The organism is Planomicrobium sp. MB-3u-38 (genome assembly GCF_002836425.1).
GTDB classification, from domain to species: Bacteria; Bacillota; Bacilli; order Bacillales_A; family Planococcaceae; genus Planococcus; species Planococcus okeanokoites.
On the sequence record NZ_PJBO01000011.1, the window covers coordinates 1 to 16,114 of the forward strand.

Consider the following 16,114-nt stretch of genomic DNA (forward strand, 5'->3'; position numbering starts at 1 on the left):
TAGTCTAGACTAGAATATTGGTCCATCAGTGTTTGAGTCGCATTAAACTGTGGATCAATATCTATAAGTAAGACTTTTTTATTTTCGTAATTTGCTAAGTAATCGGCTACTCCGACACAAAGTGTAGTTTTCCCAACTCCTCCTTTCATATTTATAAAAGAAATTATTGACGCGTTATGAGAAGTTGTTTCCATATAAATTTCCCCTTTTTTAAAATTAATTGTTTAAGACAAAAATGAAACATCTAGCGGATTAATTTATATTAACCCTGATTTTTGCGATTCTTAATAATATCCACAAGTTCTTTCAGATAAACATCCCCTGCATAAACCCTTTCTTCTGCTCCTCCAGAACCATCAACTTTTCTTTTTCCTTTTCAATTTTAAAGTCAAAAGAAGTTAATGCCATATGGATTTTTTGTTGTTCTTCTACAGAGGGAATTTTAATAGTAATATTCCCCATTACTCCATTCATTAATTTAGGATTACCAACATAAGAAACATGTTTTGGAGTTTCTAAATTTAGAATTTCAGCAAGTAATAAATTTGCATAACCTTTAGTTTCTTTTTTTTCTACAAGAACTCCACATACGTTAGTACATCTGAATTTTCCATCCCTTGAAAAGACTCTACCAGCATTCGCTCCATCTGTAGTCCATGTAAGAAAGTCTCCTTCAAAATCGTAAGTGGAAGCCCAGCCTAAAATACCTTTATTTTTGGTTTGGGAAGAATATACGGGATAAGGATGGGTACTAGATTTAATTTCATTAATACTAGGTTTTGCAATTACAGTACCTCTCGTAATTTCAAAAATATCTCTAACTTTCTTCTCTTCCCACTCCGAAAACTCCCCACCATCCTCATCCTTAAACCGCAGCTCCTGCGAGAAAATTTTCTGCATCATACCTTTTTTAAATTGCTGCAGTTTTTCAATTTTCTCTTGCAGCTTTTCAATTTTCTCATCAATTAGCTCAAAGAATTCAGCAATTTTATTTTGCTCATTTATACTTGGAATTCCTATTAAATAATCTTGCAAATCTGGAGTGTTAACCGATTGAACTGTTGTCCCACCTTTAACGACGTTACTCAACATCGCTTTTTCATTTTTCTTCATCCACTGATACAAAAATAATGGGCGAAGTTTCTTATCTTTAATAATCATGGCTTTAATATCCTGATTTATTGCCATAGGAACCGAAGTTATAGATAATGGAATTTTTCTTACAAGAATGCCGCTTCTAACTACTAATAATAGAGTATCCTTGTCAACCATCTTTGTTGATGTTTCTGAAACGGCTGCTTCTGTAATATTAAATGTCGTCTTATCTAGTTTTTTAGATCCTACCTCTTGTGAAGAGACCCAAGGAATATGACCATCTTGCCAATACCTTTTTTCAGACTTCAAAGGAGTCGCTCCACCTTCTAATTTAACGAGCTTTTTTAACTCGAAATTCTCCCATTTCCCATCAAACCCACTAAATCTCAACTGAGGTACGTTCACCTAAACCAACCCCCAATTCCCTAAAATACTCCTCAAGCTCCCGGTCAATCTCCTCTATCTCCTGGTCGATCTCCTTCAGCCTCACCTGCACCGCTTCCAAGTCCACCGGTTCTTCCTCGACAAAGGTATCGACATAGCGCGGAATGTTCAGGTTATAGTCGTTTTCTTTGATTTCTTTCAGCGTCGCAGCATAGGAATACTTATCGATCGTTTCGCGCGATTTATACGTATCGACGATTTTGTCGACGTTTTCGTCTGTCAGGTTGTTCTGGTTCTTGCCTTTTTCGAACTCGTTCGATGCATCGATGAAAATCACATCGGCACCCGCTTTGCGGTTCTTCTTGAAGACCAGTATGCATGTCGGAATAGACGTGCCGAAAAAGACGTTGGCCGGCAAGCCGATGACTGCATCCAGATAATTCTTTTCTTCGATTAGGAATTTGCGAATAACCCCTTCAGCCGCTCCGCGGAATAAAACACCGTGCGGCAAGACAACAGCCATCGTGCCTTTATCGTCCAGTTGATGGATCATGTGCTGCACAAAAGCGAAATCCGCTTTCGATTTCGGCGCCAGTTTGCCATAATCGCTGAAACGTTCATCGTCCAGGTATTTAGCGTCTGCGCTCCAGTTAGCGGAATACGGCGGATTGGCTACAACCGCTTCAAAGCGCATATCGACATGTCTCGGATTTTCCAAAGTATCTTCATTCTGAATATCAAAATCCGTATAGCGCAGGTCATGCAGCAGCATGTTCATGCGCGCCAAGTTGAACGTGGTTGTTGTCAATTCCTGTCCGTAAAACAGTCGGACATTCGACTCTTTGGCAACTCGCAGCATCAAAGAACCCGAACCGCAAGTCGGGTCATAGACATTCTTCAAATTCGACTTTTCGTGTGTGACGATTTTCGCTAGGATTTTGGACACTTGCTGTGGCGTGTAGAACTCGCCTGCTTTTTTTCCTGCGTTCGCCGCGAACTGCGAAATTAGATACTCATAGGCATCACCGAGTACATCAATATCGACGTCATCGTGCAGGAACGGAATATCGTTGATGCTCAGCATAATTTTTGCAATCAGTTTCGAACGCGATTTCACGTCACGGCCAAGCTTCGTTGAAGTCAGATCCATGTCGTCAAACAGATGCTCAAAATCCTGCTGGCTGTCTGTCCCAAGTGTCGATTCCTCAACCGCTTTGATCGCTTTATGTAAAAGCTCCACATCGAATTTGCCCAGTTCGCCTTTTGGTATTTCTTTGATCATCGTAGAAAACAGGAAGTCCGGTTCGATGACGAAACCGATTTCTTCAAGCAAAGCTTCCACTAAGCCTTCGCGGTACTCTTCGTCTTTCCATGCATCTTCATATGAGATATTGTCTTCTTCCAAGAACTTCTCGATACGTGCTTCCGTCTTTTCCGACAGGTATCGGTAGAAGATCAATCCGAGAATATAGTTCTTGAAATCATATGCTTCCATCTGGCCACGCAGATCATTGGCCATCGTCCATAGCTTTTTATGCAGTTCAGCCTGTTGCTGGCGCTGCTTTTCTGAAGTTGTCATTTTTGTTCTCCTTTGAATGGGTATATATTTTTTTACTACTCTCGAATTGCGCCCCCGCGTAAAACGCAATTTGAGGAACAATTGCGTTTTTCACCGTGGCGCGAGGTATTGGTGTACCGCCCCTATTTGAGAAACAACTGCGTTTGTCACCGTGCCGCGAAGAGAGCGTTATGAATATTTCTTTACATTCGAATAGATGAAATCCTTCAATGCCTGCACGCGTTTTCGTTTCTCCTTGAATGGTGCTTTGATGGCATCGTTGATTTCCTGGTCAGGTGATACGCCGGTGAACTCATATTCTTTCATGAAATATTCCAGCTTGTCTTCCCCGACCTGCAATTGCTGCGACATGGCCTGGATTTCGTGCTTGCGGCGCTCGTTTTCGAAGTCGCGGTATTTCTGATCGACGGAATCGTTGTTGGTCAGTGTCGGTGCGACGCCTTTCAGGAATTCGAGCAGCAAGTCGCGCTTCAAGCGCATTTCATCGCTCGATGCTTCGTTGACTTCTTTAATCGCACGGCGAACCGCTGCGTCCCGCTCATTTTTATTCTCGAAGTTCGTATTGCGCAAGAGCTCGAGAATGTAGTCTACATTGATGCGGTCGGTCTGCATCAATTCGATTTCGAAATCGATGTCATTGATGACAGAAACTTTTTCTTTTTCACTTTTCTCTTTTTCATACAGATGCAGGTATTTGCTGCGGAAGTCTTTATAGGTCTGCTCGCTGATGCCCATGTCGGCCTGATTGAAATCATACTCAACAAACGTCTTCAGTTTCGTCAGGACCCGCGTCAAATCACGGAATGCGATGACGAATTCTTTCTGTTTCGTCTCACCTTCCAGTTCATCAACTGATTCCGGTGTTAATGCGACATCGAGCAGCTTATCCAATTGGTCTTTAAAGTCGGCCAAGTATTCATTATAACTCTTCATGAGTACTGTTCCTGTATCACCGGTTTGAGAGAATAAGCGAACTGCAATGTCGGTCGCTTCTTTCAAATTGCGGTAACAGACAATATTGCCGTACATCTTCTTCGGACCTGCAACGCGGTTGGTGCGCGAGTATGCCTGAATCAAACCGTGATGCTGCATGTTTCGGTCGACGTAAAGCGTGTTCAAGGTTTTCGCATCAAATCCGGTCAGGAACATATCGACCACAATCAGCAGATCAATCTGTGCCGTCTTCACCTTTTTCGAGACGTCAGCAAAATATGACGAGAAGTTCTCCGTATTATGGTTGGTGCTGAATTCTTTATTGAAGTCCTGCATGATGCGCTCAAGTGAATGGCGCGTATGCTCTTCGCCTTCAACACTTTCTTCGTTTGTGCCAAAACTGAAAATCGACGTGATTTTCATATCTGAATTGATCTTTTTGAATGCGTCGTAATATTTGATGGCTGCCGGAATGCTTTCCACCGTCAATAAGCCTGTGTACTTCTTGCTATGGGTTTTATTCGAATGGATCTCCGCAATGTGCTCGGCAACCATTCCGATGCGCGAATCCCCCATCCACAATTCCTGCTGGTCGATGCCAGGCACTTTCGTGACGTCATCGACGCCTTCCTTGCCTTTCATTGTGCTGATGTATTCCACGGAGAAGCCGAGAACATTGCCGTCATGGATTGCATCTTTGATGAGATAGGTATGGAGGCAATCCTGGAACAAGTCGGAAGTCGTGCGGCCGTCCTGCGATTTATTGTCGACAAAACGCGGTGTGCCGGTAAAACCAATATACTGCGCACGTTTAAAATGGCGTTTGATCAGCAGATTCATCTCGCCGAACTGAGAACGGTGGCATTCATCGATAACGAAGACGACTTTTTCGTTTTCATACATGTTCATTATATCCCGGTAACGTTCAGTTTTGACCGCATGCGCCATCTTTTGGATCGTCGTGATGATGCGTTTGCGGTTCGGATCTTTTAATTGCTTCACAAGGACACCGGTTTTCGTCGTGCGGTCTACCGAGTCTTTCTCGAATTTATTGAATTCCTCCATTGTCTGGGAATCGAGGTCTTTCCGGTCGACGAGGAAAATCACTTTCTTGATGTCTTCCTGCTGCGCCAGAAGTTCACTCGCTTTGAACGACGTCAACGTCTTCCCGCTACCCGTCGTATGCCAGACATAGCCGTTTTCTTCTTTCTGGATTGTCTGGTGCAGAATGCGCTCGACGGCATAGATCTGGTAAGGGCGCATGACCATCAGGTGCTTATCAGTTTCGTTGATGATCATGTATTTGGAAAGGACGTTCTGCAGCATCACCGGTTCCAGGAATGAAGCGGTGAATTCGTCGAGTTTCGTGATACGTTTATTGGCATCGTCCGACCAGAAAAACATCAGGCTCTTCATAGGCTCGCGGTCAGAGTTCGCGAAATACTTCGTATCGACGCCGTTCGAAACAACGAAAACCTGCAGAAAGTTAAATAAGCCACCGTAGGAATCTTTCCGGTAGCGCATGATCTGGTTATAGGCTTCCGCAAAATGGAGGCCGCGTTTTTTCAGTTCAATCTGCACAAGCGGCAGACCATTGATGAGCAGCGTCACGTCATAGCGGTTCGTGTAGCGACCAATGACGGTTGTCTGGTGGGTTACTTGGAGTTTGTTGTTTTGGTAGTTTTGCGTGTCGAACATTAATATGTATAGTGTGCTGTCATCATCGCGTGTAATGATTTCTTTATCGCGAAGAATTTTCGCGGATTCAAATACGCTCTTCCCTTCTATCTTCAGAAGCAGGCGTTCAAATTCCTTATCGGATAAAGGCTGGCCATTCAGTCTTTCTTCGTTCAGCCGGTTGATCTGTTTGCGGAAATTGGCCTGAAGCTCCTGGACGGAAGGAATTGAGACCCGTTCAAATCCCTGTTTGACGAGCTGCGCAATCATCTCGTTTTCCAGCTGCGCTTCGGACTGTGTTCGTGTTTGATGTACCATAGATATCCCCCTCTTATGGTAGTCATTCTATTTAGATAATTTTACCACATTTAAGCTGAGGTGTAACTGCTATGAAAGGCTATAGTAATATAAGAAAAGGAACCAAATCCATATGGACTTGATTCCTTAGCTATGTGTCACTTAATTTTTGAGGAAGTTTATTTCAAGTTAGAAATGTCAGTGGCAGTTTCTATGCCCGTGTAATTTTCTTTTGAAGTTAATTCAATAGATTGGTTTTTCTTATTTAAATCGAATAGATCTTCCGCTTTCATTTTCGAAGTTGCCTCAGCCACCAACTTCACTGTTTTTTGTTCGATTTTGGCGAAGTCTTTAGCAAGTTCGTTTATTTCATTCGATTTTAACTCTGCTTGTTTTTTATAGAATTCATATTCAAATAGATGTTTATTCTTAACTTCTTCTGTTTCAGCTTTCTCAGCTTTTGCAAAACTTTCCTTTGCACTATTTAAATGGTCTTCCGCTTTCTTCTTCTCTCGTTCAGCCATATATGTAAAGATAACTTTAGTTAAACCTCTTACTATCTCTTCACCGTACACTTTAAGCAATTCTAATATGATTGGAAATGCCTTCTTTAAAAACCATTCGATAACTTTACCCACAATCTTCACCTTCTCATCAAAATTTTTTAGAAAACTTATATAACTCATTTAATAATAGCATTTATCAAAAAATTTACATTACTTTCCTAAAAATTTATTTTTAATTTTTCTAGTTCAACGAACTCAATTATCAACATTTATTTATTGATATTCAATAAATTAAATGCTATATTCAACGTACCAACAAATGAACGGAGTGTTTTCTATGACACGCAAACAAGCTTTGACGCTCTTCCTGAAAGTGGTCCTGCTGCTGATGGCTCTTGCATTGCTCGTCTTGTGTGTATTCGGGTTGCCGGGAATGGCAGCAATGGATGCCAAGCTGCATCCGGAGACGGCTTATCTGCAGTATCCGTTTTTGATATCGGCTTATGTATTTTTCATTCCCATTCTTATTGCCATGTATCAGGCCTTCAAGTTATTGACCTATATCGACCGGAACCAGGCGTTCTCGGAACTGGCGGTGAAATCGCTGAAGATCATCCGGTATTGCGCGTATGCGGTCATCGTGTTTATCGTGCTTGGCGAGCTGGCGACGATTGCACTGATTCGGGGTGAGGACATTACGCATATCATCACGCTGGGTGCTATCGGTTCGTTCGCCAGCATTGTCGTTGCGGTTTTTGCTGGATTGCTGCAGAAGCTGTTGAAGGATGCGGCCCGTATCCGGTCGGATAATGAGATGATTGTATAGCAGGATTCGCGAAGTAGAGAAGGGTGTATCATGTTATCAGCCGCAAAACTTAAGCATGTATTTCTTTATAGAAAGTGATCAGAGGTATGGAGCAAAACAGCGAAGACTCCCAGAGGAGTAGAAAGGGAGTTGGCATTCCAACTCCCTTTCTAGCGAAGTGCTGAGATCCACTCGGTCGAAGTGGAACGAGACCGAGTTAGCTCAGTGCAAGCCCCCAGGAAAGCGAAGCTGTTTTGCGGAATATCGGCTGCTACAGATTATTTACTTCAACTTATATAGAGGAAAATTTTCATGGCGAAGCTGGATCGAGTGATCGCAGAAGCGATATTATAAATCTATAAAGTAAGAGCCCCTTCTTTGTGGAAGGGGCTCTTTCAATATGACTCGCTGCTGGAGTCACAGCGTTTATTTGACTAATTCTTCAATAGGTCGATTCACTGAACTGAATTCACGGTGCAGCACTTCAGCAATGCGCTTCATGCCTTCTTTGATCTGCTCCGGATTAGAGTTGGAGAAGTTCAGCCGCATCGTGTTTTTTTGTGCTCCTTTGATATAGAATGGTGCACCGGGTACAAATGCCACGTTATTTTCCATGCATTTCAATGCTATGTCGCCGGCATTCATGGAATCAGGAAGCTCTGCCCAAATGAATAATCCGCCCTCTGGTTTATTGAATGAAATGTTTTCAGGGAAATAGTTAGCGATGCAATCCAACATGGTTTCACATCGTTCCCTGTAGACGGCTTTGATGGTTTCGATATGGGCATCCAGATCATACAGTTCCATATACTTGGCGGTCATCTGTTGTGCCAGGCCGTCGGTATGCATGTCAGCGGATTCTTTGAAACCTGCATACTTTTCGAGTATTTCCTCTTCTGCACATATCCAGCCCAAACGAAGGCCAGGTGCAAAGATCTTCGAAAACGAACTGAGGTAAATGACGCGTCCTTCTGTATCAAATTGTTTGATGGGCGGAATCGGGGTTCCTGAAAAACGGATGGCTCCGTACGGATCGTCTTCCAGGATCAAGACATCGAATTGATTGGCGAGTTCAATCATCCGCTTTCTTCTTTCAAGCGTAAGCGTCCTGCCCGTTGGATTCTGAAAATCAGGAATCGTATAAATGAATTTAGCCTTCGGATTTTCTTGAAGGCACCGCTCCAGCGCATCCATTTTCATGCCGTCTTCATCCATTTCCACGTCCACGATATTTGCATGATAGGCGTTAAAGGCGTTGATGGCCGCAAGATAAGTCGGACTTTCGCAGATGACGGTATCGCCTTCATCCAGAAATACTCTTCCTGTCAGGTCAATCGCCTGCTGGGATCCTGATGTGATCATGACTTGCTGCAAATCCGATTGGATTCCGATGGCTTCCATTCGCTCCATCACCGCTTGTCGTAGCGGGATATACCCCATCGTGGATGTGTATTGCAGAGACGCAGCTCCCTGATCCGTCAGGACCGCATGGCTTGCCGCTTTCAGTTCTTCGATGGGAAACAGCTCCGAGGCCGGAAGCCCGCCCGCAAACGAAATCAATTCCGGCCGTTCCGAAGAAGATAAGATCAGGCGCATTTCAGATGGCTCCAGTGCATTGGCTCTTCTTGCATATTTATGTTGCATATTTTATTCCTCCACCCGAAAATCCTTTTTCATATTTCCATTCGATTCATAAGATTGCATTCTTCACTAGTGGCATGCATTTAATTGGCATTGCAAATATAGCAGTATAATTTGCTATTCCTCACATTGTACAAGCTTTCGAGTTGAAATGAAATCACCGATGCAGCTGTTCACAGCAGTTTTTTTAGAATTCAAATTTAAGCCCCTTCTGTTGAAGGCGCTGTTTTTATTTGAATGAAAATTTAAAATTCTTCTATATTAGATGGAAATTATTGGTACAATGAATAGAAGAAGATATGAAAAGAAATAGAAGATTGAACGAGGGGGAGAGATTAAATTGGTTGAAGAAAATTATAATAGCAGGAAGCTGGAGACCAACAGCAATTCGATCATTACGTTAACGTTGGGAATCCTTTCAATCCTGATCCCATTGCTGGGGCTGTTTCTTGGAATCATCGGCTTGGTGGTCTACCGAAAAGCGAGAAAAGAGATAGCCTTGACTGGTGAAGGCGGCAAAGGACTGGCAATTTCCGGCTTGATCTGCAGTATCGTCGGGATTCTTTCACAGTTGTTCATGGTATTGATGTGGTTCCTGTTTTCATCTATAGCATTCTTTGACATGGCGATTATGTAATTCCGCTTTTATAGCTGTTCCATTAAAATATTGAGGAGAATAAAAATGGTCGATAACACGCCTCCAGATAATAGTTCGGTGACTAATGGTAAAGCTGTAGCCACTTTAATAGTTGGGCTGCTTTCAATTCCGCTGCCATTTTTCGGTTTATTTTTTGATATTTTTTCATACGTTTTACCTTTTTTCGGGATAGCTATCGGCATCTTCGGTATCGTGTTATACAAAAAAGCTATTAATGAGATGGCATGGACAGGCGAAGGCGGCAGAGGCATAGCAGTCGCGGGCCTCAATTTCAGTATTGCCGGGATTCTTATACAATTGTTTATGATAATGGGTGTAATAATATTCAGGTCTATTTTTTGATATTGGAAGTACTATATGGAAGCAAATTAAAATTGATTCAGCACCGTCATCCGGCGGTGCTGTTTTTATTCTTTGTTATGGTTTTCGGTTTTTATCTTACGTTTTGGTTGTCTTATCTTACGGTTTCGCCTTTGTATCTAACGAATCCATTTTTTGCCCACTCTCTGATAAAAAGCTGAATGGTCGCCGTCCGCCGGGGCGGACTGCTTTGGGCGGGGCTGCAGTCCCGCCCGTTTTTCGGATAATAAATGGGGTTGTTTTCGTATAGCGGGGATTTGTTGTCGTATAGCCGGGTGATGTTGTCGTATAGACTCTGTTTGTTATCGTATAGAACCCTTTTAGTGTCGTATAAGCGGATTCACTTAATATTTACACCTCCCCCCTCCCCTCCGTCTGACAACAAAAAATGCAGAACTCCGCAATCGTTCGCGGAGCTCTGCATTTGGTTTTATTTATTTAAAGTGCCTTCAGCTTGAAGACTTCCCGCTTTTCCACCAGATCCGCCGTATTCGTGCGGTATTCCTGGTAATGGGCGGAGCCGATGTGGCTCTGCAGCGCGTCGATGTCCTGCCATGTTTCGTGGAGGACAAACGTGTCGTCTTCAATCGATTGGTGGAGTACATAGTGCAGGCAGCCGGCTTCAGCGCGCGACGCTTCCTGTACTTTGTTCAGTTCCGCCAATAGCTGCGTTTCCATATGTTCCTTGGGTTTCAGGATGGCTGTAACGACGATGGGTTCCATCGCTCAGTCCTCCTTTTTGCTGCGTTTATCCAGTGCTTTCACCAATTCGTTGCCCAGATCTTCAGCGGAAAACGGGTCGCGTCCCGTCAATAATTGCTCATTGCCCCAGACCACTTTTTGGTCTGCTGAGTAGTTCCCCACTTTATCCATTTCTTCTTCAAGGCTGAATGGCAATAAAGCCGGAAGGCCTTCGGGTTCAACGTTTTCAGGATAGCCCGTTACGTCAAGTCCATCGATGATGCTTTTGCCGTCCGGACGTTTCGTCCAGATCAACGGAGCCGGTCCGTGGCAGACGGCCGACACGATGTTGCCGTTGTCGTAGACGCCATTGATAATCTTGTGCAAGGTCTCGTTTTTCGCCAGGTCAAACATGGCACCGTGGCCGCCTACGATGAACACTGCATCATAGTCTTCGGGATTGATGTCCGACAGCTTTTTGGTATTGTCAGCCAAGCCCGCTTCATACATTTTCTTGTACTTCCCTTGTGGATCCGTTTCTTCCGTCAGGCTCGCCTGATCGATCGTCGGTTTGCCGCCGAGCGGTGAAGCCAGTTCCAATTCATGCCCCGCCTTTTCCAATATCTCCATCGGCGCAAACAATTCTTCACCCCACCAGCCGGTTTCGTAATTGTTTTCCTCGTCTTTGTGTCCGCTTGATAGGACTGCTAATACTTTAGCCATTTATGTTTCCTCCCTTAAATTAAAAATCAACTTGTCTGGTAGTGTTCCCGAATTTTTCAGGTGTAAACAAACTGTGTATTAAGAATACTGATAATAAGATACTTCCTTTATTTGGTTGTTATGCTTACAATTTATATAAAGAGTGTTTCAGATGAGCAGAATAGAAATGTTTATAAGTTAAGTTCATTACTAAAGGAGGCATTTATCTGAACAAAATAATACTGCTCTTCGCTGCTATAATTGCTGTAGCGGTTATAGGGTTTTCTATTTATTATACGAATGAATATTATATCGAAGATAATGAAGCAGCCATTCAATCCAATCTGGATACCTGGCTGAACCGGCCACCCAGCGAAGAGCTTAATCCTGAAGTATTAGAGGTGAAACAAATAGCGGATACCACTTCCCATATCATCTTTTTTCAATTGGATGATGGGGATTTCGGTTATGCGCGCTTGTTGAAAGGGTTGAATGGAAAGTTTAAGATCGACCATGCAGGATATGGCTCCGGTTTCCTTAACTCTTCTTATCAAGTCATTGAGACCAATAAAGGAGAATATTTGATTTTATACGGCGAAAATCCTGATTTGACGGTTGACCATGTTTTAGCAACGGCTCTCAGCGGGGAGTATGATATTACATTCGATATATCGGATGATCAAAGATTTTTGCAATCCGTGAAGATACCAAGTGACGTGGAACGAGCTTTTCCGGTTGATTTAACCTTTTATGATGAGGGAGATAATTTGATTGAATAATTTCTTCCACCATATATGAACAATTAAATCACCTTCCACTAACAGCAGACCCCCACCCTGCTGTCTTTTTTATTCCTCTCAAGTTCTCAACTTGGATTTCCACCTGCCTTCTTTGCTACACTAGAGGACGAAACTGATTGAAATTAGAGGAGCTGTTCACTATGCAAGATATAAAAGGGAAAAACGCATTAATTACAGGAGCCGGTAAAGGGATCGGCAGAGCTACGGCAATCGCTTTCGCAGCAGAAGGCATCAACGTCGGACTTGTCGGACGCACGGCGGCAAATTTGGAGAAAGTGGCTGCGGAGCTTGAACAATACGGCGTGAAAACGGTATTCGCTGTGGCGGACGTCGCGGATATGGAAGCGGTCAACGCAGCAGTTGAACATATAACAGAAGAACTTGGATCGATCGATATTCTGATCAACAACGCCGGCATCGGCAAATTCGGCAAGTTCATGGAACTGTCGCCGGAAGAATGGAAAGCGATTATCGATACAAACCTGATGGGCGTTTATTATGTGACGCGTGCCGTTCTGCCGCAAATGATAGAGCGCGAGTCTGGTGAGATCATCAATATCGCGTCGACTGCGGGCCAAAAAGGTGCACCGGTAACGAGCGCGTACAGCGCATCGAAATTCGGTTTGATGGGACTCACGGAATCGTTGATGCTGGAAGTCAGAAAGCACAACATCCGCGTGACTGCCTTGACGCCAAGCACCGTTGCGACTGACCTCGCGATCGAGTCTAATTTGACGGACGGCAATCCGGACAAAGTCATGCAGCCGGAAGATATGGCGCAGATGATGGTTGCCCAGTTGAAGCTGCACCCTCGAGTGCTGTTGAAATCAGCTGGACTTTGGTCGACGAATCCTTAATCTCAAATAAATAAAACACCTCCAAACCGGTACAGTCGAAACTTGTACCGATTCGGAGGTGTTTTTTTGCGCACATAAATGCAGAGCCCTGCAAAGTTCTGTAGTATGTACAAGCGATTTTATTATGCTGAAAAAGTGATTTCCGCTTGGCCCAAAGTGGAGTATTTCACCGTATATGTGCCTTCTTCGGCGGCGAGCGGCGAGATGAATGTGCCCGATGAAATCACCATGCCTTTTGTTAAGGCTTTCCCGTTGGCCGCCAGCTTCCGGGACAGCCAGGCAACAGCTGAAGCGGGATTGTCCAGCACGGCAGAAGCCGTTCCTTCACTGATTTTCACGCCGTTGTGAAACAGTTCCATCTGGATATTCGCCAATTCCTCGAAGGATGGCGGGTACACAGGTTCTGAAATTACGACCAATCCGACCGCTGTGTTATCACAAATCAAGTCAGCCAAAGAGAAATTGGGAAACCAGTCTTTATACCGGGAATCCGGAACTTCAATACCGGCGGCAATCTTGCTTTTCCGTAAAACCTCTTCCTCGTCTGCTCCTGCAGAAAGATCTTTCGTTAAGATGAACATGATCTCGGTTTCAATCAGCGGCGAAAACAGGCTTGGAAGTGAAACCGTCTCCCCACTTTTTAGCACGTGCGACTTCAGCAACGTTCCATATGCCGGCTCATGCGTATTCGCGATCGCCTGCGTCGCCGCACTGGTCATGCTGATCTTATACCCGGCAAGCTCGCCTTGCCCGGCCGCGCTTAATGCATCGACCACTGCATCCTGTACAGCATAAGCCGTCTGTTCATCCACCGTATACTGATGGCGGATAAATTCTGTGGCCTCCCCCGCTTCATGTGCTTCTGTAATCTTTTCGGAAACTTCCTTCACAAGATTCGTCATTTTCACATCTCCAATTCAGTAAGGTTTAAAAATGATCATTTCTGCTGGATGCATCATTTAACTATAAACTATCCCTCATTTCCCGGTGAGAGTCCAGTGTTAATTTGGCAGAATATTTCGCGTTAAATATTTTGTTACTGATTGGAGTTGCTTTTGTTTACTGCTGGGATTCCTGCAGTTCAATCAACCGTATGACGTCTTCATCATTTCCCGTATCAATCGCCACGAGTTCGGTGTCGTTGATGATTTCTTCATAGAAATCCTCCCCCGCCGGATACTGTCCGTCCCAGCGCAGCGGCACATTATAGACATTAATCGTGCCGTCCCCGTTGCCGCTGTATGTCACGGATCCATCGACCAGACGCGAACCGGCCAGCTGGATGACGTCTTCCGGATAAACGCCGCTCGTCTCATCATCGGGGTTGAGCGGCGTGCCCGCCGGGATTTGCTTCACGTACAAGCCGTCGAGTTCCTGGTTCGGCCCAAGCTGCAGCCACACTCTGGCGTATTCGATCTGTTCGCTGGAGTAGGCGTCCAGTGCTGATTCCGCTGTTTCAGCATCCGTGTTTTCTTCGTCTGCCGTCTCGGATTCTTCGGCCTCGGAGTCGTCTGTTTCTTCTTTTTCATCTTGGTCAGCTGCCGCGTTTTCATCTGCTTCCTCTGCTGGCGTTTCAGTTGCAGCGTTCGGAGTGGAATCTGTCACTTCCGGCTCCGGATCGTTGCCGCAGCCTGCCAACAGGGCGATTGCTGCGCTGAAATAAAAGGCTCTCGTCATCTTTTTCATGTGTTTTTTCGTTCCTTCCCAATATTGTTATTGGTGCAATGAATTATGTATGGTCTTGTGTCGGTGAGTGAGCACCTTTCTACCAATTTAACCCAAATCAAGGGAGGGTTCAAGATGGATTTGTGATTTGTGATTTGTGATTTGTGATGACGTTTAGAATGGAGTTGGTGTCGTATAGCGTGATTATTGTGTCGTATAGATCTGTTTTAGTGTCGTATAAAATGTTTTTCCTCACGGATAGCGCATTATACTTAACGACTCCAAATTTTCATCGCTTCTCTCCAGGGCAAAGAGCTGATCGGTCGCAGTCCGCCCCGGCGGACTGCTGGGGGCGGGTCTGCGGCCCCGCCCATTTTTCGGGCAATAAGGGGTTGGGTTTTCTCGTATAGCATGGATATGGTTCGTATAGCTTCCTTATTGTGTCGTATAGACTCGTTTTGCTGCTGTATAAAATGATTATCCTCACAGATAGCGCATTATACTTAACGACTCCCAATTTTCATCGCCTCTCTCCAGGGCAAAGAGCTAAATGGTCGCAGTCCGCTCCGGCGGACTGCTTTGGGCGGGGCCACCAGCCCCGCCCGTTTTTCGGCCAATAAGGGGTTTTGTTTTCTCTTATAGAATGGATATGGTGTCGTATAGCGTAATTATTGTGTCGTATAGACTCGTTTTGGTGCCGTATAAAATAATTTACCTCACGGATAGCGCATTATACTTAACGACTCCCAATTTTCATCGCCTCTCTCCAGGGCAAAGAGCTGATTGGTCGCAGTCCGCCGTGGCGGACTGCTGTGGGCGGGGCTGGTGGCCCCGCCTGTGTTTCGGCCAATAGGTGTTTTCACTTCTCGAACGAAGTCTTCTGATTTTCTTTTCTTTCTTACGGTTTTCGTATTTTATCTTACGTTTTTGATTTCTTATCTTACGGTTTCAGCTTTCTATCTTATGTTTTCGCCTCTCTATCTTACGAATGTGCTCAACCCACTCTCTTCATATAAAAGGTTTCCCCCTCCAGAATCGGGTATAGAACAACATACTGAAAATAGGTTTTTTATTCCCGAAGGAGGACTATACATGCATTATCAATTGAATTTGCATCTGTCGAGTGCGAAGAAGGATTATTATTGGCTGTTCAAGAGCGAGGAAGATACGATATCGGTGTTCAATGAAGTCGTAGAGACGTTCCGGCAGTATGAGCCGCGCGATGTGGATGCGTTCGCGAAGGAGAAGCGGCGTGAGATTGACGAGACCGGCAAGAGCAATTCAGTACAGATCGAGGTAGTGAAAGTCGATAAGGAAGCGATTATCCGTTCCGCTTCGTATAACGAGATGTTTTACGAAGAGCATCATTTTGATGATATTTACAATACGTTGACGGACCGGCTGGGTACGCCGGAGGAAGAGTCTGTAAGCTAACGCAGCGATGCAGGGACAGACGCGTTCCGCAGGGAAGACA

At 44.5% G+C, this 16,114-nt stretch carries 16 protein-coding genes; 6 read left to right on the forward strand and 10 right to left on the reverse strand.

Annotated elements, in window-relative coordinates; genetic code table 11:
• The 5 genes from CXF70_RS05620 to CXF70_RS05640 form a co-directional block, all read right to left on the reverse strand.
• Positions 1-194: ParA family protein (locus tag CXF70_RS05620; RefSeq protein WP_145990704.1), on the reverse strand; the 194-nt coding region annotated here is incomplete at its 3' end.
• A gap of 112 nt (positions 195-306) precedes the next feature.
• Entirely contained in the window at positions 307-1,500 is a 1,194-nt protein-coding gene (locus CXF70_RS05625) for a restriction endonuclease subunit S (RefSeq protein WP_101801869.1), read from the reverse strand.
• Positions 1,475-3,058, reverse strand: coding sequence for a type I restriction-modification system subunit M (locus CXF70_RS05630; RefSeq protein WP_101801870.1), 1,584 nt, complete (start codon positions 3,056-3,058; stop codon positions 1,475-1,477). The genes CXF70_RS05625 and CXF70_RS05630 overlap by 26 nt, the downstream gene beginning before the upstream one ends.
• 168 nt (positions 3,059-3,226) lie before the next feature.
• On the reverse strand, positions 3,227-5,986 hold the full coding sequence (locus CXF70_RS05635; protein WP_101801871.1) for a type I restriction endonuclease subunit R: 2,760 nt from the start codon (positions 5,984-5,986) through the stop codon (positions 3,227-3,229).
• 158 nt (positions 5,987-6,144) lie between these two features.
• Positions 6,145-6,603 carry a hypothetical protein gene (locus CXF70_RS05640; protein ID WP_101801872.1) on the reverse strand — a complete coding sequence of 153 codons (459 nt, stop codon included), beginning with the start codon at positions 6,601-6,603 and terminating at the stop codon, positions 6,145-6,147.
• A gap of 205 nt (positions 6,604-6,808) precedes the next feature.
• Here CXF70_RS05640 and CXF70_RS05645 point away from each other — a divergent pair, with 205 nt between their 5' ends.
• A complete protein-coding gene (locus CXF70_RS05645; protein WP_101801873.1) occupies positions 6,809-7,297 on the forward strand; it encodes a DUF2975 domain-containing protein in 489 nt (162 codons plus the stop codon).
• A 405-nt stretch (positions 7,298-7,702) separates the two neighbouring features.
• Here the strand turns inward: CXF70_RS05645 and CXF70_RS05650 are convergent, their stop codons facing one another.
• A complete protein-coding gene (locus tag CXF70_RS05650; RefSeq protein WP_101801874.1) occupies positions 7,703-8,920 on the reverse strand; it encodes an aminotransferase-like domain-containing protein in 1,218 nt (405 codons plus the stop codon).
• A 337-nt stretch (positions 8,921-9,257) separates the two neighbouring features.
• Here CXF70_RS05650 and CXF70_RS05655 point away from each other — a divergent pair, with 337 nt between their 5' ends.
• Together CXF70_RS05655 and CXF70_RS05660 are read left to right on the forward strand one after the other, a co-directional pair.
• Positions 9,258-9,554 carry a DUF4190 domain-containing protein gene (locus CXF70_RS05655; protein WP_101801875.1) on the forward strand — a complete coding sequence of 99 codons (297 nt, stop codon included), beginning with the start codon at positions 9,258-9,260 and terminating at the stop codon, positions 9,552-9,554.
• A gap of 45 nt (positions 9,555-9,599) precedes the next feature.
• Positions 9,600-9,917, forward strand: a complete 318-nt coding sequence (locus CXF70_RS05660) for a DUF4190 domain-containing protein (protein ID WP_101801876.1) — start codon at positions 9,600-9,602, stop codon at positions 9,915-9,917.
• 456 nt (positions 9,918-10,373) lie between these two features.
• Here the strand turns inward: CXF70_RS05660 and CXF70_RS05665 are convergent, their stop codons facing one another.
• Both CXF70_RS05665 and CXF70_RS05670 read right to left on the reverse strand, forming a co-directional pair.
• Complete coding sequence (locus tag CXF70_RS05665) at positions 10,374-10,658, reverse strand: putative quinol monooxygenase (RefSeq protein ID WP_101801877.1); 285 nt, start codon at positions 10,656-10,658, stop codon at positions 10,374-10,376.
• A 3-nt stretch (positions 10,659-10,661) separates the two neighbouring features.
• Positions 10,662-11,339 carry a type 1 glutamine amidotransferase domain-containing protein gene (locus tag CXF70_RS05670; RefSeq protein WP_101801878.1) on the reverse strand — a complete coding sequence of 226 codons (678 nt, stop codon included), beginning with the start codon at positions 11,337-11,339 and terminating at the stop codon, positions 10,662-10,664.
• Positions 11,340-11,719: 380 nt separating this feature from the next.
• Between CXF70_RS05670 and CXF70_RS05675 the strand changes: the two genes are divergently transcribed.
• Positions 11,720-12,097, forward strand: coding sequence for a hypothetical protein (locus CXF70_RS05675; RefSeq protein ID WP_101801879.1), 378 nt, complete (start codon positions 11,720-11,722; stop codon positions 12,095-12,097).
• Positions 12,098-12,258: 161 nt separating this feature from the next.
• The gene (locus CXF70_RS05680; RefSeq protein ID WP_101801880.1) at positions 12,259-12,975 is read left to right on the forward strand and encodes a 3-ketoacyl-ACP reductase; all 717 of its coding nucleotides are present in this window, start codon (positions 12,259-12,261) and stop codon (positions 12,973-12,975) included.
• Between the two features lie 122 nt (positions 12,976-13,097).
• Here CXF70_RS05680 and CXF70_RS05685 read toward each other — a convergent pair whose 3' ends face one another.
• Positions 13,098-13,877, reverse strand: a complete 780-nt coding sequence (locus tag CXF70_RS05685; protein ID WP_101801881.1) for a 2-keto-4-pentenoate hydratase — start codon at positions 13,875-13,877, stop codon at positions 13,098-13,100.
• Positions 13,878-14,034: 157 nt separating this feature from the next.
• Positions 14,035-14,661, reverse strand: coding sequence for a hypothetical protein (locus CXF70_RS05690; protein WP_101801882.1), 627 nt, complete (start codon positions 14,659-14,661; stop codon positions 14,035-14,037).
• Between the two features lie 1,071 nt (positions 14,662-15,732).
• Between CXF70_RS05690 and CXF70_RS05695 the strand changes: the two genes are divergently transcribed.
• Entirely contained in the window at positions 15,733-16,074 is a 342-nt protein-coding gene (locus tag CXF70_RS05695; protein WP_101801883.1) for a hypothetical protein, read from the forward strand.
• Positions 16,075-16,114 lie beyond the last annotated feature (40 nt).